The sequence below is a fragment of the Clostridium perfringens ATCC 13124 genome (genome assembly GCF_000013285.1).
Lineage (GTDB): Bacteria > Bacillota > Clostridia > Clostridiales > Clostridiaceae > Sarcina > Sarcina perfringens.
Window position 1 is genome coordinate 976,842 of sequence record NC_008261.1, and the last position, 21,350, is coordinate 998,191.

Here is a 21,350-nt window from a genome sequence, read left to right on the forward strand (position 1 = left end):
TAACTTAAAGTTAAGAATTATCTTAATGTGGTTAAAGTGTTTTTATTTTGGAAAAATTTTAGTTTTTATTCAAGTTTGTAATTTGTTAAAAGAAAGTTCATAGTAAAACATGTATAATTAATATATGGTAATAATTAACTTAAAATTTATATGGAATTAATCGTAAAATTAGGAGGAGAATTTATGAGGAAAATAATTCATATCAATGATCAATGGTTTTATGCAAATGATTACAAAGATGAATATTTAAAAAATGAGTTTGATTTTAGTAATTTTGAAAGGGTAGATTTACCTCATACAAATATAGAGTTACCATATAATTATTTTGATGAAAAATCATATCAGTTTATTTCTACTTATGTTAAAACTTTAAAGTTTGATAATAGCATTAAAGGCAAAAAAGTATTTTTAGATTTTGAAGGAGTTATGATAGCTGCAGAGGTATATTTAAATGGAATTCATGTTGGTGGACATAAGGGTGGTTACACTAATTTTTCAATAGATATTACTGAGGCTTTAAAAATTAATGAAGATAATGTATTAAAGGTTGTTGTTGACTCCACAGAAAGACCTGATATACCTCCTCATGGATATGTTGTTGATTATTTAACCTATGGAGGAATATATAGAGAGGTTTCCTTAAGAATAGTTGAACCTATATTTATAAATAATTTATATGCAAGGGCATATGATTGCTTAAAGGAAGAAAAAAGATTAGAACTTGATATAGAAATAAATAATTTTGAAAAATATAGAGATGATTTAGAAATTGTTGTAGAGTTTGGTGATGATACTTTTGAAGAAACTTTAAGTACAAAGTTACCAATTGAAGAAGGAACAAGTATTAAAAATATAGAAATAGACCAATTAAATATGGTTAAGTTATGGGATATAGAAAATCCTAATCTTTATGAAATAAAAGTTAAGTTATTAAAAGATTCAGAAGTTATAGATGAATATAAAGATACCTTTGGATTTAGAGAAGCTGAATTTAGACAAGATGGTTTCTATTTAAATGGAAGAAGAGTAAAGCTTGTTGGATTAAATCGTCATCAGGCTTATCCATATGTAGGATATGCTATGCCTCAAAGGGTTCAAGAAAAGGATGCTGAGATTTTAAAATATGAATTAGGACTTAATATAGTTAGAACATCTCACTATCCACAATCAGTACATTTCTTAAGAAAATGTGATGAGATTGGATTATTAGTTTTTGAAGAGATACCTGGTTGGCAACATATAGGTGATGAAGCTTGGCAGGCAGAATCTATTAAAAATGTAGAGGAAATGATAAAAAGAGATTACAATAGACCTTCCATAGTTTTATGGGGCGTTAGAATAAATGAGTCTCAAGATAGTCATGATTTTTATGTGAAAACTAATGCTATGGCAAAGAGTTTAGATCCTATTAGACAAACTGGTGGGGTTAGATACTTAGAAAATAGTGATTTCCTAGAAGATGTTTATACCATGAATGATTTTATACACAGTGGGGGAGAAAAAGTATTAAGAACTCAAAGTGAAGTAACAGGACAAGCTGATAAAGTTCCTTATTTAGTAACTGAGTATAATGGGCATATGTATCCAACAAAAAGCTTTGATCAAGAGTGTAAAAAAGTTGAACATGCTTATAGACATTTGAGAGTTATTAATGAATCCTTTGGCTTAGATGAAATAAGTGGAGCCATAGGATGGTGTGCTTTTGATTATAATACACATAGTTCCTTTGGTTCAGGAGATAAAATTTGTTACCATGGAGTTTCTGATATGTTCAGAAATCCTAAGTATGCAGCTTATTCATATGCTAGCCAAAAGAAAGTAGAAGATGGTGTTGTTTTAGAGCCTATTACTTTAGGGGCTAAGGGAGAAAGAGATGGAGGAGCAATACTTCCATTTACAGTGCTTACAAACTGTGATTATATTAAAATATTTAAAGATGGAATATATATAGATACTTATTATCCTAACAAAGAAAAGTTCCCTAATTTACCACATCCACCAATAGAGGTTTCACATATTTTATCTATGGATTCAGAAATACCTCTTACTGAAGAAGCAAAAAAAGAAATTAAAGACTTTGTATTAAATAAATTAAAAGATTCTAATTTAACTAATTTAGCTGAAGAAGATTTTAAATATATTGAAGAATTTAGTGAAAGAGTAAATATACCTGTATTTAAAATAATGTCTTTAGTTTATAAATTAGCTGGAGGTTGGGGAGATAAGGAAAACTCTTTAATAATAAAAGGCTTTATAGATAATAAAGAGGTTGCTTCAAAAGAAATAGGTGAGCTTAGAAGCATGAATAAGTTAGAAGTTACACCAGATGATTTAGAACTTTCATTAGATAAAACAAGTTATGATGCTACTAGAATTGTGGTTAAACTTTTAGATAACTTAGGAGAGGTTCTTTTCTTAAATAATGATTTTATTGAAGTAGAAATAGATGGACCTTTAAGTATAATGGGACCAAGTAAGTTTGGAATCTCTGGTGGAATAACAGCTTTCTGGGTAAGAACTCAAGGGCAAACTGGACTTTGCAAAATAAAGGTTAAGAGCATGTACTTTGAAGAAGAAATTTCTATAGAAGTTAAGTAGAGTTAACTTATTAGTATTTTTATAGGAAGACTTAAGTAATTTTAAATTAAAGAAATAGATTATTTTTTAAAGTGAAGTTTTGCTTTAGATTAATTTAGAATTAAAGATATATTTGAAATTTAGAATTTAGTTAAGGAATTTAAAATAAAAAGAGGGAGTTATATCAAAACTTAGATATAAGAATTATAAATGTATTTAGAGAGTTAGTGAATTTCACTAAGAATTTATAATTTTTATTTATAAGTTTAAATTGATATAACTCCTTTTTATGTAACTTTTGAAAGGACGACAACTGTCGAAATTATAATTTTTAAGAGTAAGAGGGTCCATTAATATTATTAGCTAAATTAAGAACAAATATCCTTATAATTTATATAGGAATTAATAGGGAAAAATAGGGGGGAGGTGAATAATTTATTATTGTAGAGTTATTATTACTGTATAACCAGTAATAATATTGGGAAGTTTTAGGAGAAAAACTGGAGATCGATTAAATATTCATATATAATTCATTTAAAGTCTATGGACAAGACTTTATAATTTATTCATTCCTAAGTTAGAAAAAAGTGTTGATCTTAAAGGTTACAAGAAGATGTAAAAGCCAAGATGACTTATACATATAGAGGTAGTTAAGATAGAACACTTTTTTATTTAATAGCTAAATGATTTTTAAGTTGTATTCTTACTTAAATATAATAAATTTTTTAAGTAGTAATAGCCTCTACAAAGAAATACTAAAAGGATTTTAGTTATACTTATTAGGAAAAACAAAGGATAACTAGGAGGGAAAAACATGAGTAAAATTTTAATTTCTATATTATTATCTTTAGGATTATGTTCTGGAGGTGCTGGGGTGAGATATTTTAATAGTAATAATATATCTCATAAAAATGTACAAGCTAACCAAAGTGTTTCAAATGAAAGTTCAGAAAAGGTAGAAGCACAACAAGGAGAGAAATCCAAGGAAGAAACTAATATTTTAAGCAGTAATCCTTTTACTAAAGTTTTTGAGAATATAAGTAAGAATTTTTCTAAGGATAAAGTAACAGATACTACTAAAAAAGAAGAGAGTGTTAAAAATACTCCACAAGATGAAGAGGCAAAGGTAGAATCTAATTATGAAAATGGAAAGTTAGAGATTATTCAATCAAATAATGAAAATAAAGAAGTTTCACAAAGTAACAATGAAGAGGCAAATCCTTCAAAGGATAAACAAGAAGAAAAGCCAGTTGAAAATAATAAAGTAGAGAAAGAAACTAATAAGGAATCTGTGCAAAAACAAGAAAATAAGCCTGTAGAAAATCAAGTTGAGAAACCAGTAGAACAATCAAATAATAGTAGTTCTTATATAGCTCAAATTGAACAAATGATATTCAATAAGGTTAATGAAGAAAGAGCTAAGGCAGGGGTTGCACCTTTAAGTTATAGTAACACTATGCAAAAATATGCTCGTATTAAGTCAGAGGATATGGGAGTGAGAAAATATTTTTCACATGAAGATCCAAATGGACAATTAATAACAGCTAAAATGAAAGCTGATGGAGTTTCATATAATGCATGGGGAGAGAATATAGCTTATTTAGGTGGATATTCAGGAGATTCAAACATAGCTAACCAATTTATGACTAATTGGATGAACTCATCAGGACATAGAGCTAATATACTTTCTCCTAACTTTACTTCTATTGGGGTAGGAGTTTATAAAATAGGAAATACATATTACGCTACACAAGAGTTTATGAAATAGAATAAGAATTTTAAAAGGCGTGTATCAAAAGTTTTTTTGATATACGCCTTTTTTATAAGGGTTTTTAGCTTAATAAATTAATTTTTTATAAAAAGTAATATGAATTTTTATGGGGTTTTTGGTATATTGTGTATAATGTAAATAGGTTTTATTTTATTTTTTTAGTAATAATATTTTTAAAGTTTATAGTTAATCTATATGGAATAGCTATGGTATTAAAAATAAATTTAGATAGGGTAAAGGAGAGGGTTAAAAAATATAGTTTAATAAATTAGAGCTAAAGATGAGAAATAAGTGGGTTTAATTGGAATTAGGAGATGTAATTTATGAGGGGTAATAAGAAAAAGGGTACTCTTTTAAGTAATCTCAAGTATATTATGGGATATGCTTGGAGTCAGGACAAGGTTTTGTTTGCGCAGTGTGGTGTTTATACTATTTTGGCATCTATTGCACCCTTTATAGGGATTTTTTTACCAAAATTTTTGATTGATGAACTTTTAGGACAGAGAAGAATAGAAATAATTTTAATGACTTTAATTGGATTTTTTCTTTTATCTTCAGTTGTGAATTATTCTATAGCTTGGCTTAGATGTGCATATAGTCCTAGGGTTACAAAGATTAGAACTGATTATATAACAATGATAAGTGATAAAATAATGAAAATGGATTTTAAAAATACTGAGGATCCTGAGGTTTTAAATAAAATAAAAAGTGTTATGAATGCAGTTATGAGCAATAATACAGGGGTTGAAGGAGTATATCATACACTTTTAGGACTCTTTGGAAGGTTAACTGCCTTTGTAGGATATATATCTATAGTATTATTTTTAAGTCCGTGGATTTTATTATTCTTAATAATAAATGTTTTAATAAGCTATGCTTTAACTATGAGGGTTAAAAAGTATGAGTATAGTCAAAAAGAAAAGGCGGCTGATAAGGATAGAAGAACTTTCTATGTATTTGATACAATGTATGATTTTGCTTATGGTAAAGATATAAGAATATATGACCTAAAAAATATACTTATTGATAAATTTAAAAAATTTAGGGGAGAGAGAATAGATATATCTAATGATGTCCAAGAAAAACAATTAAAGGTTAAGATTGTTGATGTAATACTTCTTGTAATAAGAGAATGTGTAGTTTATGGATATTTAATATATAATGTGCTTTTTACTGGAATGGGCATAGGAGATTTCACAATGTATTTTTCAACAATAAATGGTTTTGGAGATTGGATGAAAGGTATATTAGATGATTTAGCCCATATTAAGGCACAAAATATGTATTTAGATGATATGAGAGAGTTTTTAGAAATTAAGAGTGAAGATAAAGAAAAAACTAGGGATATACCTATTGATAGTTCTTATGAAATAGAATTTAAAAATGTATCATTTAAATATCCAAAAACAGATAAATATATTTATAAAAATCTTTCATTAAAGATTAAAAAGGGGCAAAGACTTGCTATTGTTGGAATTAATGGAGCAGGTAAAACAACCTTTGTTAAACTTTTATGTAGACTTTATGAGCCAACAAGCGGAGAGATTTTAATAAATGGGGTAAATATAAAAGACTTTTCTAAGGAAGAATATTATAAAATCTTATCAGTAGTGTTCCAAGATATTAAAACCTTTGCATTTACTGTGGCAGAAAATGTTTCTCTAGAGAATTTAGAAGATGTTGATAGAGAAAAAGTTTTACATTGCATAGAAAAGGCTGGAGTAGGAGATAAAATAAATTCTCTTCAAAAGGGAATAGATACCTCTCTTTTAAAAATTTTAGATGGAGAAGGGGTTGAATTATCAGGAGGAGAAAATCAAAAGTTAGCCCTAGCTAGAGCCTTATATAAGAATGGAAAAATAGTAATCTTAGATGAACCAACCTCAGCTTTAGACGCTGTAGCTGAATATAATATTTATAAGGGATTTGACGAGCTAATTGGAGATAAAACAGCAATTTATATATCTCATAGACTTGCAAGTACAAAGTTCTGTGATGTTATAGCTTTCTTTGAAAATGGTGAAATTGTTGAGTATGGAACTCATGAGGAATTATTAAAGAAAAATGGCAAGTATAGTGATATGTTTAATATACAAGCACAATATTATAAAGAAGAAAGTGGGGCTTTAGCATAATGGAGAATAAAGAAAAGTACACAAGTGATTTATATATAATAAAGCATTTTTTAAAGTTAGCTCATGGAATATCAAAGACCTATATACCAACATTATTCTTTTCATCTTTATTTGCAGCAGCAGTTCCTTTCTTAAATATAATAATGCCAAAGTATATTATAGATGAACTTTTAGGAGCGAGAAGAATAAAGGTTCTTATTTTGTTAGTTTTATTAACTGTAATAGGTAATGGAGTATTAAACTTAATAAATAGAGTTTTAGATAAAAAATGTAATATTAAAAACGAAGAGGTAGTAGCAGGTTTTGATTTGCTTATAGGAAAGAAAGTTATGGACTTAGATTTTGAAAATATTGAAGATCCAGAGATTTTAAACTTAAAGGAAAGAGCCTTATTTCCCATAAGAAATCAGGGAGCTATTTGGCAACTTACTTACAATATATCTAAGGGATTAACTGAAATACTTAAAATAATTGGATTAATAGGAGTTATTTTAACTCTTGATTGGATTATTATAGCCCTAATAATTTTAATTGTTCTTTTAAGTTCATTTATGTATAAGAAATCTCAAAGGTTACAGCATAAATTTTTTGATTCCTTAATTCCACTAAATAGAGAGTTTGGGTATTATATTAATACAATAAATGATTTTTCAGCAGGTAAGGATATAAGACTTTATAATGTAGCCCCTTTATTTGTAAAGAAATTAGATGAGTTTAATATAAATAGTACCAATGCATTTATTAAGATGTTTAGCAAATTAGGTGTGTATGAGGGATTAAATGAAATAGTATTACAATTACAAATGGTTATAGTTTATGGATATATAACTTATAAAGTTTTAATAAATAGTATAGGAATTGGTGACTTTACAATGTACACAAATGCTGCCATAAATTTTAGTAAATCCATATCTAATCTTTTTGGAAGTTATGTAACTATAAGACAAATGTGTAGATATCTTCAGGCTTTTATGGAGTTTGAAAATATAGAATCTAAACACACTAAAGAAGGTAAGAAGATTGGAAATTTAGAAAAGGTTAATATTGAGTTTAAAAATGTATCCTTTAAATATCCAAGAAGTAAAGAATTCACCTTAAAAAATGTTTCAATAAAAATAAATGAGGGTGAAAAATTATCAGTAGTTGGATTAAATGGTGCTGGAAAAACCACTTTTATAAAGCTTTTAGCAAGACTTTATGAGCCAACAGAGGGGGAAATTCTATTAAATGGAGTTAATATAAATGAATATGATTATGATGAATATATGAAACTTCTATCAGTAGTATTTCAAGATTTTAAACTAATGTCCTTTTCAATTAAGGAAAATATAGCTTTAAATGATTTTAATAAGGTTAAGGATGAGGAAATAGAAGAGGTTCTAATAAAGAGTGGCTTTGGAAAAGACTTAGAAAAGTTACCAAAGGGAATAAATACTCCTATATATAAAAACTTTGATGAAGGTGGAATAGAGTTTTCTGGGGGACAAGCTCAGAAATTAGCCATAGCTAGGGCAGTTTATAAGAATGCACCAATAGTAATCCTTGATGAGCCAACGGCAGCTTTAGATCCAAAAGCTGAGTATGAAATATATAGTAAGTTTAATGAACTTATAGGAAAAAAGACAACAATATATATTTCTCACAGATTATCTAGCTGTAGATTTTGTGATAACATAGCAGTATTTCAAAAAGGAAAACTTATTCAATATGGAACTCATGATGAACTTGTAAAAGATAAAGGCAATGAGTATGAAACTATGTATAGTGCTCAAGCACAATATTATATTTAATATTTATATTTAGAAGACAAAAAGATAGAGTTTAATCACTTTCTTAGGTAGATAGAAGAAAAAAGCTTCTATATAAATACTTAGGAAAGTGATTTTTTATATTACAATAGATTCTTTCTTAAACTTTGCTTAATTCTTAGGTTTTAAATTGACTTAATAAGACTAATTATGATATTTTAAGGAAAAGTTAACAAAATTTGAATGGGGGATGGACTAATGGACAAAAAGCTAAGCAATAAAGCTATTAAGTCATGGATTTTAGGGAGAACAATAGGGTTAATTGTATTAGTGATTATTTATTTAGGAATTATATTTGTTTTACCTAAGATGGATATCCAATGGGCTGATTATATTTTGAATAATCACATGAGAATAGTGAATATTTTAAGCTTTATAATTATAGGGATAACAGTTTTAAGTGCTTATATTGAGCCTTTTTTTGAATACAAACAGTGGAGTTACAGAATAGATGAGGAAGAGATATTCTTCACTGAGGGAGTTTTTTTCAAAAGAAGTGTAACTATTCCTATAGTTAGAATTCAGAATATAAACTTAAGTGAAGGGCCAGTAAATAGAAAGTTTAATTTGGCAGATGTAAAGATAGGAACTGCTGGGGGAAGCTATAAGATTCCTAATCTTGATAAAGAGGAAGTTGAAAAGATTAGAGAGTTTTTAAGGATTAAGATTAATGAAAACGTTAGAGAGGAGCTTTAGGCATAATTATGAATGAAAAATTAGCTAATAAAGAAATAAGTCAATGTAATTATGAAAAAGAGAGCCTTAATAACAGGGAAATAAAAAATAGTGTAAGAAGTCTACTTTATAATATAGTTAAGGGAATGATAAGTGATTTTGGATTAGGTCTTATATTTGTAGTATTTTTAAAACAATGGGTTTACATCTTAATAATAGTTTTAGTACTTTTAGGAATTGCAATTTCAATTCTTAGTTGGAAGAAAGAGTATATGCTTTTAAAAGGAGATGAAGCTCATTATCATAAGGGAGTTTTTTCTAAAAATACTACAATAATTCCAAAGAAGAGCTTTAAATCTATGGATATTTCTCAAAATTTAATAGAGAGAATTTTAGGATATAAGATTGTAAAAATTGAAAGTCCCTCTAGAGAGGTTGGAGAAGAAGATATTAAAATGAGCTTAAGTGATGAAGATATAGCTTTGCTTAAGAGTTTTGCCTTTGGAACTAACAAAGAATTTAATAAAGAGCTTAATAATGAAGTAAATGAAGGCTTTGACTTGAAGGAGAATATATTTAGAGAAAGTTTTTTAGATTCTGAAGTTGAAAAGTTAAAAGAGGATTATGATATTACTTTAAATAATAGGGAAAATATAAATGAGAGTGAAAAGGTACATATAAATAAGAGTGAAAAAGTAAATATTAAAGAAAAGAAAATAAGCAATAAAGATTTAATTTTATATGGATTTACAAGCTTTAATTTATTTATAGCTATTATTTTTATATTTAATGCTTGGGGTAAGATTGAAAAATTTATAAATTCAGAGTATGTTGATAGTGTTATAAATGGGTATATTGCAAATGAGGCTTCAAAAATAGGGATTATATTTGCAATAGTTGGATTAATCGTAGCTTTAATTATATTAAAAGCCATAGCTACAGTATATTATTTTATAAAATATTATAATTTTACCCTTTTAAAAGAAGGAGAAAATATAAAAATAAAATATGGATTCTTTAGCACAAAGGAATTTTCTTTTAAGGAAAATAGCATAAAGCTTATAAAATTAAAATCAAATCCTTTAAGACAACTTTTAAAAAGATATGAAATAAATGTAGTTATAAAAGGCTATTCTGGAGAAGGAAAAGAGCAGATAATAATGTATCCCATAGGAAATGACAAAGAAGTTCAAAATATAATAAGAGAATTTATACCTCAGTGGAGCATAGAAGGTGATGGAGAAGGAATAAGACATGGAAAGATATTTATGATTCTAAAACCAGTTTTAATAGTATTTATTATATCTTTAGTAGCCTATTTAATATTAAAAGTAAAATGGGTATTGCTTATTAATATAATTAGTCTTATAACAATTCCTTCATCAATTTTAAAAGGAAGAAATATAAATCTTAAGATTAAGGAAAATAAAGTTCGTGCAGTAACAGGAGGATTCTTTAGAACAATACATATTCTTAAGGGGAAGGACATACAAGCTGTAGGCTTTAATACAAATCCCATACAAGAAAAAAATAATATAGGCAAAATTGTAATTGATTATTATAGTGAAAATTCAGAGGAAATAAATTTACCTTATATGAATAAGAAGTATGTAGAAGTATTATTAAATAGTTCTAAAGGAATTATGCATAGAAGATAATAAAAAATGTAACTACAAAATAAGTAAATACCACCATAGGTAATGCTTCATAATCAAGTAAGACAAGTTCATTTATATTCAATAAATAAGGAAACAACAGTTTATATAATGTGTCAGAGATAATAACTCCTAGTAATCTTTTTTCTAAAAAATCCATAAAAGAAGAAATAAAAAGGTTGTATAAGTTAATTTAACTTTGCAACCTTTTTTAGTTGTTTTTAAATTGGAGATTTAAAAATGAAATAAAAACTATAAATATATTTTGAGGATTATCCCTAAGTTCAAAATATATAACATTGACAATTGTCGATATATAATTATAATGAAATATAGTTATAAAAAGTTTTAGTATTAGGAAGTGAAGAAATATGGAGGATAAGTTTGAAATAAATTCAAGGGTTTTTAAAGCTTTGGGAGATTCAAATAGATTAAAAATAATAGATTTGTTATCAAGTGGAGAAAAGTGTGCTTGTGAAATATTGAAGTTTTTCGATATATCTCAATCTACCTTATCACATCACATGAAGATTTTAAGTGAATGTGGACTTGTTAAATGTAGAAAAGAAGGAACTTGGAATCATTATAGTTTAAATTTAAATAATGCAAATAAATCTATATTATTTTTTATGGAAATAATAACATGCTTAGATTAGTATGAATTATTTAGGAAATATGATAAATGGTGAAACTTAGTTTAAGTTAATTAGAATTAAAATGTTTAAAAAGATATTAGTTTATTATGAAAAATAGTTTAGTAAAAGGGGAAGAATTATGAAAAAAGTAGCCTTTATATGTGTACACAATTCTTGTAGATCACAAATGGCAGAAGCCTTTGGGAAAATACTAGGATTAAATGTCTTTGAAAGTTATTCCGCAGGTACTGAGGAAAGAGATAAAATAAATCAAGATGCTGTTAGAATAATGAAAGAAATTGGAGTGGATATGGAATTAACTCAAAAACCAAAATTATTAAGAGAAATTCCAGAGGTGGATATAGTTATAACTATGGGATGTAATGTTTCCTGTCCAACATTACCTTGCAAGCATAGGGAAGATTGGGGGTTGGAGGATCCAAGTGGAAAGAGTGATGAAGAGTTTATATACACAAGAGATAAAATAAAAGAAAAGGTAGAAGATTTAGTAAGTCGTATAAAAAATGGGCAAATTTAAATAGGAGAAAGGGTAAATGAAGAAAATAGATTTAACCAAGGGTAAGGTACTAAGTGTCCTTACCACCTTAGCTCTTCCTATTATGGGAAGTTCATTCCTTCAGTTTGCTTATGGGCTTATAGATATGTTTTGGGTTGGAGGTCTTGGAAGTAGTGCAGTGGCTAGTATTGGCTCTTCAAGCTTTTTTTTAGGACTAGGATATTCTATAAATGCCTTAGTAGTTACGGGAACTGGAATTAAGGTTTCTCATGAAGTAGGGAGAAAAAATGAAATAGAGACAGAGGATTATATAAGAAATGGTATTATAATGAATTTTCTTATAGGACTAATATATGCATTAGTATTAGTGGTTTTTGGAAAAGGATTCATAGGATTTTTAAATTTAAATGATCCCTTAGTTGAAAGAGATTCTTATATATATTTAGCTGTAAGTGCTCCAGTATTATTTTTTAGCTTTTTTAATTATCTTTTTACTAGAATATTAGCTAGCTTTGGTAATAATAAATTAGCTTTAAAAATAAGTGCTACAGGTATAATTTTAAATATGATATTAGATCCAATATTAATATATACCTTTAAACTTGGTGTTTTTGGAGCAGCAGTGGCAACCTTACTTGCCAATATACTTATGTTTTTTATGTATATATATTATGGAAAAGGAATATTTAAAATAGATTTAAAAAAGAAAATAAACTATGAAAAAGTAAGAGAAATAGCTAGATTAGGATTTCCTATGGCATCTCAAAGGGTACTTTTTACCTTAGTGAATATTATATTAGCTAGAATTATAGCTAGCTTTGGAGCAGATGCTATAGCAGCTCAGAAAATAGGGCTTCAAATAGAATCTGTAAGCTTTATGGTAATTGGAGGATTAAACGGGGCTATAGCAGGATTTACAGGACAAAATTATGGAGCAAAGAAACTAAATAGAGTAAATGAAGGGTATAAGAAAGCCTTGCTTTTAGGAGCTATATACTCAGTACTTGTTTCAGCCTTATTTATTTGTATTCCAGGATTATTAGTAGGATTATTTGTTAAGGATGAGGCTACAATAATAATTGGAAGCAGTTATTTAAGAGTACTTGGAATAGTTCAGATATTTAGTAGTTTTGAGATGATATCAAATGGGGTATTCTCAGGATTAGGACTTCCTAAAATACCATCAGCCATAAGTATAATCTTTACTATGTTAAGAATTCCTATGGCCTTAGTTTTAGTAAAGTTTTTAGGGATAAATGGAGTTTGGTGGAGCATTGCAATATCAAACATATTAAAAGGAAGCACATCTTGTATAATTTATAGATTAAAAATTTATAGAAACTATATTGTGTAATTAATAGTATTTTTCATTATGACTGTATTAGGTAACTTAAATTAAAAAGTGCTTTAATACAGTTTTTTTTATATAATAAATTAAAGACAATAAAATCGTAATACTTTAAGAAAGCTTAATATATAGCTTTAAAATTTTATCTGTTAAGAAAGAATATTATAAAATTAATTATAATGGAAGGACTGGTTAGTATGAAGAGAATTCTTATAATTGAAGACACAGATACCATAAGAGAAGAACTTACAAAACTTCTTACTAGATATGGATATGAAGTTTTAGCTCCAACAGATTTTGAAAATATATTAGAGTATGTTAAAGAAAATAATTCAGATTTAATCCTATTAGATATAAACTTACCTTATTTTGATGGATATCATATTTGTAGAGAAATAAGAAAAGATTCTAATGTGCCTATAATAATAGTTACAAGTAGAGATAGTGATATGGATGAAATTATGAGCATGAATTTAGGAGCTGATGATTTTATAACAAAGCCTTATAATACTCAAGTTTTATTAGCTAGAATAGCCTCATTACTTAGAAGAACCTATTCTTTATCAGAGCAAGAAGTTTTAACATATGGTGATTTAAAGCTTAATTTATCTAATGGAACAATTTCTTGCAGAGGAAAAGAAGAAGAGTTAACTAAAAATGAACTTAAGATATTATCACATCTTTTAAAAAATAAAGGAAATGTTGTTTCAAGGGAAGATCTTATGGATTATATGTGGAACTCAGATATTTTTGTAGATGATAACACACTTTCAGTAAATGTAACTAGACTTAGAAAAAAATTAGAAGAGGTTGGAGTAAAAGGTGCTATAGAAACTAGAAGGGGATTAGGGTATATTATGCCATGAAACTAAGGGATTACTTTGAGGAAAAAATATTCTTTTTAATTGTAAACTTTATAATTTTTGCTACTATAGCAGTTTTATTGTTCATAGGCAATGTTGGTTCAGGAATAATATTCTTAATAGGATGCTTTTGGTTTATTCCTCTTTTTACATATATAATTTTAGATTTTTACAAGAGTAAAAAATTTTATGATAACATAAGCATTACTTTAGATAAATTAGACAGAAAGTACCTATTACCTGAGGTAATAGAAGAACCAAATTTCTATCATGGTAAATTTTTATATGAGGTTTTAAAAGAAACTGATAAAGATATGCATGAGCATGTTAAAAAATATATACTTGAGCAAAAAGAATATAGAGAATATATAGAAACATGGGTTCATGAGATAAAAACTCCAATAGCTTCTACTAGGCTTATTTTAGAAAATAATGAGAGTGAGTCTAGTGAAAATATCAAAAAGGAAATAAAGAAAATTGAAGAATACATAGATCAAGCTTTATATTATGCTAGAAGTACAGATGTTAGCAAAGATTATATTGTAAAAGAATTTTCCTTAGGGAAAAGTGTAAGAAATGTAATTAAGAAAAATTCTAGGGATTTCATAAATAAGAGAATAGCTATATACTTAGAAGATTTAGATTACAAGGTTTATAGTGATGAAAAATGGGTTGAATTTATAATAAATCAAGTTATAAATAACTCAATAAAATATAGTTCCAAAAATAGTAGAGTCAAAATATTTGCAAATAAATCTAAAAACAGCATAACTCTTAAAATAAAAGATAGTGGTGTTGGAATACCTAATAAAGACTTAGGTAGAGTTTTTGAAAAAGGCTTTACTGGAGAAAATGGAAGAAGATTTACTAAATCTACAGGCATGGGGTTATACCTATGCAAAAATCTTTGTGATAAATTAGGGTTAGGCTTAAAAATAACTTCAAAAGAGAATGAAGGAACAGAAGTTAGCATAATTTTCCCAATAGGAGATGCCATAATAGCGAATTAATGAAATAAATTTGAATTTAAAAATACAATTAGTTTAAATAATGAAAACTAATTGTATTTTTAGATTAACTATATGATATTTAGTGTTCTTAAACCTAAAAATAAAGAGTCCGAAATACTATAAATAAAATATGATATTTAGATATTAGAAACTTAGATAATCTCAAGAGTTTAGTAAAAGTAATTGAGTAAGATAATAGCATTATAATTATTAATGGATGTATTATAAACTTTAAAATGAAAGAACATATGAGAATTTAGTTAATGGAGGTGTAGAGATTAAAATGAATAATGAACATTATGAGAAATTTCTAAAAATATTAAAGGAAACTAAGGGAATTCATAATTCATTAAATGAGATATTAAAATATGATTTTATTTATAATTCTAATAAAATAGAAGGAAGTACATTTACAAAAGAAGCTTTACAAATGCTTATGGAAAAAAATATAGTTACAGGAACTCATACATTAGATGATGTACAGGAAACTGTTAATTCATTTTATACATTTGATTTAGTTATTGATAGTTTAGATAAACCTTTAACTTTAGAAATGCTAAAAGAGTGGCATGCTAGTTTAATGTATAGAACTAGATTATATGATTTAGGATTAGCAGGAGTTTTTAAAAAATATGCTAATAAAATATTAGGAGCTAATTTTGAAACTGCGAATCCTTGGGAAGTTGAAGATAAACTTAATGTTTTAATAAATAGATTTAATAATTTAAAAGAAGCAACTTTAGAAGAAATAGCAAAATTTCATTTGGTATTTGAAAGAATACATCCATTTCAAGATGGTAATGGGAGAATTGGTAGATTTATATTCTTAAAACAATTGCTTGATAATAGATTACCATTTAAATATATGAATGGCGAAAGTTCAACTGAATATAAAAAAGCTTTAGGTGAATCTACAAATGATAATGTAAGACCATTAATTGAATATTTGAATAAACAAAAAGATTTTATTGAAGATAATAGGAATATGTTTTAATAAATTAAGAATTATTTATACCGTACTATTCAAATTGAGTATGCGGTATTTTTTATTTTATATAATTATATTAAAAATAAGTTGTTATAAGAAATTAAATATGGTGAATCAAAGAAGGGAGTTTTTCAATGTTACTTTAGAGGAAATAGAAAAAGTGGTTAAAGAAAATTTTGATAAAACTGTAGAATTTAAAAAAGAACCAGAAGCAGAGCAGTTTAGACAAAGTTTAAAAATTAAAGATACTGTATTAACTTATTAAATTTTAATATATAAGGTAAATATCAATAAAAATAAAAGACTAGATAAAACTCTAGTCTTTTATTTAGTTTTAGTAAATAAATATATTACTGAATAGCTAAAAAATTATTTATGAATTTTTTGCTATTCATAATATCCCCAAAAATTAAATGCTTTTTGTATATTTATAAACTTAAATAATAGATTATTATAACCAGTTATGTATAAATTTTGACCAGTTATGCAAATTGTATTGAAAATTTCATATATTAAATTAATATTAAATTAGTATTAACTTAATGTTAACTTAATGTTAATTTTCAGAGGGGGATGTATATGTTTAAGAAAAAGTTATCATTATTGATGGCTACTATTACCATTGGTAGCGTTCTATTAGGAGGAGTTTCAACAGTAAGTGCTGCTCCAAGACAAAAGCATAAAACTGTATCAGAGAAAATTAAAGAGGCCGAAAAGACTGAAGGTGATAAAAAACTAACGGTTATGGTATATGCTGATTGTGATAATAACCTAGAAGAGTACATACTTAATGATATTGAAGAAATGAAAGAGGGTTATAAAAATAATCCTAATCTAAATATTATAGTATTAGTTGATAGAATTCCTGGTTATTCTAATGATTCAAAAGTGTTAGGTTCTAATTTTGAAGACACAAGACTTTATAAAATAGGTGAAAATTCTGCTGAAAGAATTAGTGGGAAAAGTGAATTTCCAGAGATAACTACTACAAGTAATTATGAAGCTAACATGGGAGATGCTAATACTTTAAAAAAATTCATTAAATTCTGTAAAAAGAACTATGAAGCTGATAAGTATATGTTAATCATGTCTAACCATGGTGGTGGGGCTAAGGATGATAAAGATAGAGCTAGTACTGTAAATAAGGCAATATGCTGGGATGATAGTAACAACAAAGATTGTCTTTATACTGGTGAAATTTCAGATGTTTTAACTAAGGATGAATCTGTTGATGTTTTAGTATTTGATGCTTGTCTAATGGGAAATTCAGAGGTAGCTTATCAATATAGACCTAATAATGGAAGTTTTGAAGCTAAAACACTTGTAGCATCAGCACCAGTTGTTTGGGGTTTTGGATATCCTTATGACAAAATATTTTCTCGTTTAAGATCTACTAAAGGTGACAATGGAGAAGTTGATTCTACTTTAGGAGGAAAAGAAAAAATATTTGATCCATCTACAGTTACAAATAATGAACTTGGTGCCTTATTTGTAGAAGAGCAGCGTGATTCTGTAAATAGCTGTGGAGTAACAGATCAACAACTAAGTTGCTACGATCTTTCAAAAATTGAAAAAGTTAAAAAATCAGTTGATACTTTAGCTAGAAATTTAAGTAAAAATAATAAAAAAGATGCTATTGAAAGCTTAAGAGGTACAGGAAAAAATGCACCAACTATGCACTATTTTAAGAATTATGATGAATATGAATGGATTGAATATCCATACTTTGATTTATATGATTTATGTGAAAAAATTAGTTTAAGTGATGAATTTAATGAAACTACTAAAAAATTATCAAAGAATGTTATGAAAAATGTTGACCAATTAATTTTATATTCATTTGCAGGTAATGACTTTAAAGGCTTCAAAGAAGGGAAAAATGGTATAAGTATTTTCCTTCCTGATGGTAATAGAAATTATTATGATCAATATTCTGGACAAGCGATACCACATTGGGCTATTCAAAGATGGTACAATCCTTTAGACACTAATGCTTATAGATTAAGAAGTGGATATGGAAAACTATCATGGTGTAAAGATGGATTAGATCCAAAAATAAATAAAGTTGGTAACTGGTTTGAACTTTTAGATTCTTGGTTCGATAAAGATAATACTTCACTTGGTGGATATAATAGATATAGATATTAAAAGATGATTTCTTAAGATTATATAAAAGAAATTAAGTTAAGAAATAACTCTACTTATAAGGTTTAAGTAGAGTTATTTCTTTTTGTGTAATTTTTATAATAATATATTGAATATCATAATCATTTTTTATTTTAACTTCTATTATTTATTAAATATTTTCTTCTAAGGAAATCTTACAACATTGTAAGGTTCATGAAAGATAAATAAATATGTGATTTCTATTAAAGAGGATAAAATAACATTGTAAGATGAAACGAGGAGGAACAGGATATGAAAAATATTTTAAGTGTTGAAAATATAGAAAAGTATTATGGAAACAAAGATAACATAACAAAAGCAATAGACAATATTAACTTTAAGGTTGATAAGGGTGAGTTCGTTGGAATAATGGGACCATCAGGAAGTGGTAAGACAACATTGCTTAATTGTATATCAACTATAGATAATGTTACTACAGGAAGTATAGTTATTAATGGAAAGGATATTACAAAATTAAAATCAAAGGAACTAGAGAAGTTTAGAAGAGATGAGTTAGGATTCATATTCCAAGATTTTAATTTATTAGATACCTTAACAGCTTATGAAAATATAGCTTTAGCATTAACAATACAAGGTAAAAAGCCTAAGGAAATAGATGCTCTTATTAAAAAAGTTGCAAAGAGTTTAGGAATAGATGGAATATTAAATAAGTTCCCATATCAAATATCAGGTGGACAAAAACAAAGGGTTGCTTCAGCTAGAGCAATTGTTACTAATCCATCATTAATTTTAGCTGATGAGCCAACAGGAGCTTTAGATTCAAAGTCAGCTAGAATGCTTTTAGATTCTTTTGAAAGTTTAAATAAGGATTTAGAAGCTACAATACTTATGGTAACTCATGATGCTTTTACAGCAAGCTATGCTCATAGGATTTTATTTATAAAAGATGGAAAAATATTTAATGAATTAGTAAGAGGAACAGATTCAAGAAAGGAATTTTTCGATAGAATTATTGAGGTTATAACACTTCTTGGAGGGGATGATAGGGATGTATTTTAAGATTGCTTTAAACAATGTTAGAAAGAGCTTTAAAGATTATTCAATATATTTTCTAACATTAACTCTTGGAGTATGTATATTCTATGCATTTAACTCCATAGGAGATCAAAAAGCCTTTTTAGAACTTGGAAAAAGACAGGCTGAATATATAAACATATTACAAAGGTTAATATCTGGAATATCTGTATTTATATCTTGTGTTTTAGGTGGATTAATTCTTTATGCAAATAACTTTTTAGTTAAAAAGCGTAAAAAAGAATTAGGTATATATATGACCCTTGGTATGGGAAAAAACAAAATTTCAAAAATACTTACATATGAAACAGCTCTAGTAGGAATTATATCATTAGTTGTAGGCTTAGGAGTAGGTATAATAGTTTCTCAAGGAATATCTGCCTTTGCATCTAAATTATTTGAAGTATCTCTAAGTAATTATAAATTCTTATTATCAAACTGATGCTATTTTAAAAACTGTTTTATACTTTGGTATAATTTTTATCTTAGTTATGATCTTTAATACTTTTGTAATTTCAAAGTATAAACTTATAGATATGTTAACAGCTGCAAAGAAGAATGAGGATATAAAAATAAAAAATCCAATATTAACAGCAATAATCTTCTTTATATCTTTAGGATTATTAGGAGTTGCGTATAAATTAGTAATTAAAGTTGGATTAGATCCTACAAATAGTATGTTCTTAGGGTCAATAGTATTAGGAGTTTTAGGAACATTACTTTTATTCTTTAGTTTAGCAGGATTTGTTTTATATGTTTTACAAAGAAATAAGAATGTTTACTTAAAAGGATTAAATATTTTTGTATTAAGACAAATGAATAGCAAGATAAATACTAACTTTTTATCAATGACAGTAATATGTCTTATGTTATTCTTAACAATAAGTACATTAGCAACTGGTTTAAGTTTTAAAAATGCCTTAGAAAAAGGATTAGAAAATACAACTCCTTTTGATGCATCTGCTACTTATTACATTGATGAGGATAGTAAAATAAAAACTGCTGAAGAATCAATAAGAGAGTTAGGATTTAAATTTAATCCAGAGGATAAAATTGTTTCATATAATGAATATAAATTAGAAAAAACTAATTTAGAAAGCTTATTAAATAAAAATGCAGAAGGTAAAAATATAAAAGATATAGTAGAAGCAATGACTTATAAGGGAACAAATGCCATAAGTATAAGTTCATATAATGATATAAGAGCTTTAAGTGGTGAAAAACCAGTAAGTTTAGCTAATAACGAAGTATTAATTTCATCTAACTTAGGTGAAGTAGAGAATACTTTAAAAAATATTCTTAAAAACAATGAGAAAATAGAAATTGATGGTAAGGAATATAAGGTTGCCAATAATGCCTTAATTGGAGAGGAAAAAGTTATAAAAGAGGCATTTGAAAGTACTGGAATGACAAATAACTTTTTCACTTTAATAGTGCCAGATAATATTGTTTCTAATTTAAAGCCTATTGCAAATAAAATTAATCTAAACTTCCCTAAAAATTCAAATGAGGAAGAAAGAGTACAAAAATTATTCAATGAATATAGAGATGGAGTTGTTGATTCAAGTAAATATGGTTTTGTAAATGGATATACAAAAGCACGTATTTATGAAGATAATAATGGAATGACAAATATAGTATTGTTTATAGGAATATATTTAGGAGTTATATTCTTAATATCAAGTACTGCTGTCCTTGCTCTTCAACAATTATCAGAGGCTAGCGATAGTATTGATAGATATAAATCCTTAAGAAGAATTGGTGTATCTCAAAAGATGATAAATAAATCAATATTTACACAGGTTAGTATTTATTTTGGATTACCATTAGTTGTAGCTTTAGTTCACTCAGTAGTAGCAATAAAAGTTGTAAATGGATTCCTAACTATGTTTAATAGACCAGATATAGGGGGTTCATCCTTAGTAACTGCCTTAATAATGGTAATTGTTTATGGTGGATATTTCTATGCAACATATACTGGATATAAATCAACAGTAAAAAATGCTTTAAAGCAAAAATAATATAATAAAAATAGTTAAGGAGCTTGAATTTAATCAAGCTCCTTAAATTATATTCTATTTAAAATATAATTTATATTTACCCTATTATTCATATTAAACTCCTTGTATAAATTAATAAAAAATAACTTTATATTTTCTAGATATAA

General features: G+C 26.7%; 15 protein-coding genes and 1 pseudogene. All 16 read left to right on the plus strand.

Annotation, left to right across the window (positions count from 1 at the left end):
* Window positions 1–183 precede the first annotated feature (183 nt).
* The 16 genes and pseudogenes from CPF_RS04095 to CPF_RS04165 all read left to right on the plus strand — a co-directional run bounded on the left by CPF_RS04095 (window position 184) and on the right by CPF_RS04165 (window position 21,204).
* Window positions 184–2,598: a glycoside hydrolase family 2 protein gene (locus CPF_RS04095; protein ID WP_004456165.1), complete on the plus strand. Its 2,415-nt coding sequence runs from the start codon at window positions 184–186 to the stop codon at window positions 2,596–2,598.
* A gap of 793 nt (window positions 2,599–3,391) precedes the next feature.
* Window positions 3,392–4,345, plus strand: a complete 954-nt coding sequence (locus CPF_RS04100) for a CAP domain-containing protein (RefSeq protein WP_003455787.1) — start codon at window positions 3,392–3,394, stop codon at window positions 4,343–4,345.
* A gap of 326 nt (window positions 4,346–4,671) precedes the next feature.
* Complete coding sequence (locus CPF_RS04105; protein ID WP_003455858.1) at window positions 4,672–6,483, plus strand: ABC transporter ATP-binding protein; 1,812 nt, start codon at window positions 4,672–4,674, stop codon at window positions 6,481–6,483.
* A complete protein-coding gene (locus tag CPF_RS04110) occupies window positions 6,483–8,273 on the plus strand; it encodes an ABC transporter ATP-binding protein (protein ID WP_003455695.1) in 1,791 nt (596 codons plus the stop codon). Before CPF_RS04105 ends, CPF_RS04110 begins: the two co-directional genes overlap by 1 nt.
* Before the next feature lie 216 nt (window positions 8,274–8,489).
* Window positions 8,490–8,987, plus strand: a complete 498-nt coding sequence (locus tag CPF_RS04115; RefSeq protein WP_003455803.1) for a PH domain-containing protein — start codon at window positions 8,490–8,492, stop codon at window positions 8,985–8,987.
* Between the two features lie 8 nt (window positions 8,988–8,995).
* Complete coding sequence (locus tag CPF_RS04120) at window positions 8,996–10,624, plus strand: PH domain-containing protein (protein WP_011590392.1); 1,629 nt, start codon at window positions 8,996–8,998, stop codon at window positions 10,622–10,624.
* 368 nt (window positions 10,625–10,992) lie between these two features.
* Entirely contained in the window at window positions 10,993–11,277 is a 285-nt protein-coding gene (locus CPF_RS04125; RefSeq protein WP_003449190.1) for an ArsR/SmtB family transcription factor, read from the plus strand.
* Between the two features lie 118 nt (window positions 11,278–11,395).
* Complete coding sequence (locus tag CPF_RS04130) at window positions 11,396–11,794, plus strand: arsenate reductase ArsC (protein WP_003455733.1); 399 nt, start codon at window positions 11,396–11,398, stop codon at window positions 11,792–11,794.
* 16 nt (window positions 11,795–11,810) lie between these two features.
* Complete coding sequence (locus CPF_RS04135; RefSeq protein WP_011590393.1) at window positions 11,811–13,127, plus strand: MATE family efflux transporter; 1,317 nt, start codon at window positions 11,811–11,813, stop codon at window positions 13,125–13,127.
* A 191-nt stretch (window positions 13,128–13,318) separates the two neighbouring features.
* Window positions 13,319–13,987 (plus strand): response regulator transcription factor, encoded by a 669-nt coding sequence (locus CPF_RS04140; protein WP_003449171.1) that lies wholly within the window; start codon window positions 13,319–13,321, stop codon window positions 13,985–13,987.
* On the plus strand, window positions 13,984–14,994 hold the full coding sequence (locus CPF_RS04145) for a sensor histidine kinase (protein ID WP_011590394.1): 1,011 nt from the start codon (window positions 13,984–13,986) through the stop codon (window positions 14,992–14,994). The genes CPF_RS04140 and CPF_RS04145 overlap by 4 nt, the downstream gene beginning before the upstream one ends.
* A 283-nt stretch (window positions 14,995–15,277) precedes the next feature.
* Entirely contained in the window at window positions 15,278–15,988 is a 711-nt protein-coding gene (locus CPF_RS04150; RefSeq protein WP_011590395.1) for a Fic family protein, read from the plus strand.
* Between the two features lie 100 nt (window positions 15,989–16,088).
* Window positions 16,089–16,247 carry a hypothetical protein gene (locus tag CPF_RS14825; protein ID WP_206527629.1) on the plus strand — a complete coding sequence of 53 codons (159 nt, stop codon included), beginning with the start codon at window positions 16,089–16,091 and terminating at the stop codon, window positions 16,245–16,247.
* Window positions 16,248–16,561: 314 nt separating this feature from the next.
* Entirely contained in the window at window positions 16,562–18,130 is a 1,569-nt protein-coding gene (gene cloSI / locus CPF_RS04155; RefSeq protein WP_011590397.1) for a clostripain, read from the plus strand.
* A gap of 270 nt (window positions 18,131–18,400) precedes the next feature.
* Entirely contained in the window at window positions 18,401–19,168 is a 768-nt protein-coding gene (locus CPF_RS04160; protein ID WP_011590398.1) for an ABC transporter ATP-binding protein, read from the plus strand.
* Window positions 19,158–21,204: pseudogene (locus CPF_RS04165) on the plus strand (FtsX-like permease family protein). The gene CPF_RS04160 and the pseudogene CPF_RS04165 overlap by 11 nt, the downstream one beginning before the upstream one ends.
* Window positions 21,205–21,350: the final 146 nt, after the last annotated feature.

Excerpts from the sequence above, each read along its gene's own strand:
- CPF_RS04160 (WP_011590398.1), top strand. The coding sequence starts at position 18,401 with ATGAAAAATATTTTAAGTGTTGAAAATATAGAAAAGTATTATGGAAAC.
- CPF_RS04125 (WP_003449190.1), top strand. The coding sequence starts at position 10,993 with ATGGAGGATAAGTTTGAAATAAATTCAAGGGTTTTTAAAGCTTTGGGA.
- CPF_RS04115 (WP_003455803.1), top strand. The coding sequence starts at position 8,490 with ATGGACAAAAAGCTAAGCAATAAAGCTATTAAGTCATGGATTTTAGGG.
- CPF_RS04140 (WP_003449171.1), top strand. The coding sequence starts at position 13,319 with ATGAAGAGAATTCTTATAATTGAAGACACAGATACCATAAGAGAAGAA.
- CPF_RS04135 (WP_011590393.1), top strand. The coding sequence starts at position 11,811 with ATGAAGAAAATAGATTTAACCAAGGGTAAGGTACTAAGTGTCCTTACC.
- cloSI (WP_011590397.1), top strand. The coding sequence starts at position 16,562 with ATGTTTAAGAAAAAGTTATCATTATTGATGGCTACTATTACCATTGGT.
- CPF_RS14825 (WP_206527629.1), top strand. The coding sequence starts at position 16,089 with ATGGTGAATCAAAGAAGGGAGTTTTTCAATGTTACTTTAGAGGAAATA.
- CPF_RS04150 (WP_011590395.1), top strand. The coding sequence starts at position 15,278 with ATGAATAATGAACATTATGAGAAATTTCTAAAAATATTAAAGGAAACT.
- CPF_RS04100 (WP_003455787.1), top strand. The coding sequence starts at position 3,392 with ATGAGTAAAATTTTAATTTCTATATTATTATCTTTAGGATTATGTTCT.
- CPF_RS04105 (WP_003455858.1), top strand. The coding sequence starts at position 4,672 with ATGAGGGGTAATAAGAAAAAGGGTACTCTTTTAAGTAATCTCAAGTAT.
- CPF_RS04130 (WP_003455733.1), top strand. The coding sequence starts at position 11,396 with ATGAAAAAAGTAGCCTTTATATGTGTACACAATTCTTGTAGATCACAA.
- CPF_RS04095 (WP_004456165.1), top strand. The coding sequence starts at position 184 with ATGAGGAAAATAATTCATATCAATGATCAATGGTTTTATGCAAATGAT.
- CPF_RS04120 (WP_011590392.1), top strand. The coding sequence starts at position 8,996 with ATGAATGAAAAATTAGCTAATAAAGAAATAAGTCAATGTAATTATGAA.
- CPF_RS04145 (WP_011590394.1), top strand. The coding sequence starts at position 13,984 with ATGAAACTAAGGGATTACTTTGAGGAAAAAATATTCTTTTTAATTGTA.
- CPF_RS04110 (WP_003455695.1), top strand. The coding sequence starts at position 6,483 with ATGGAGAATAAAGAAAAGTACACAAGTGATTTATATATAATAAAGCAT.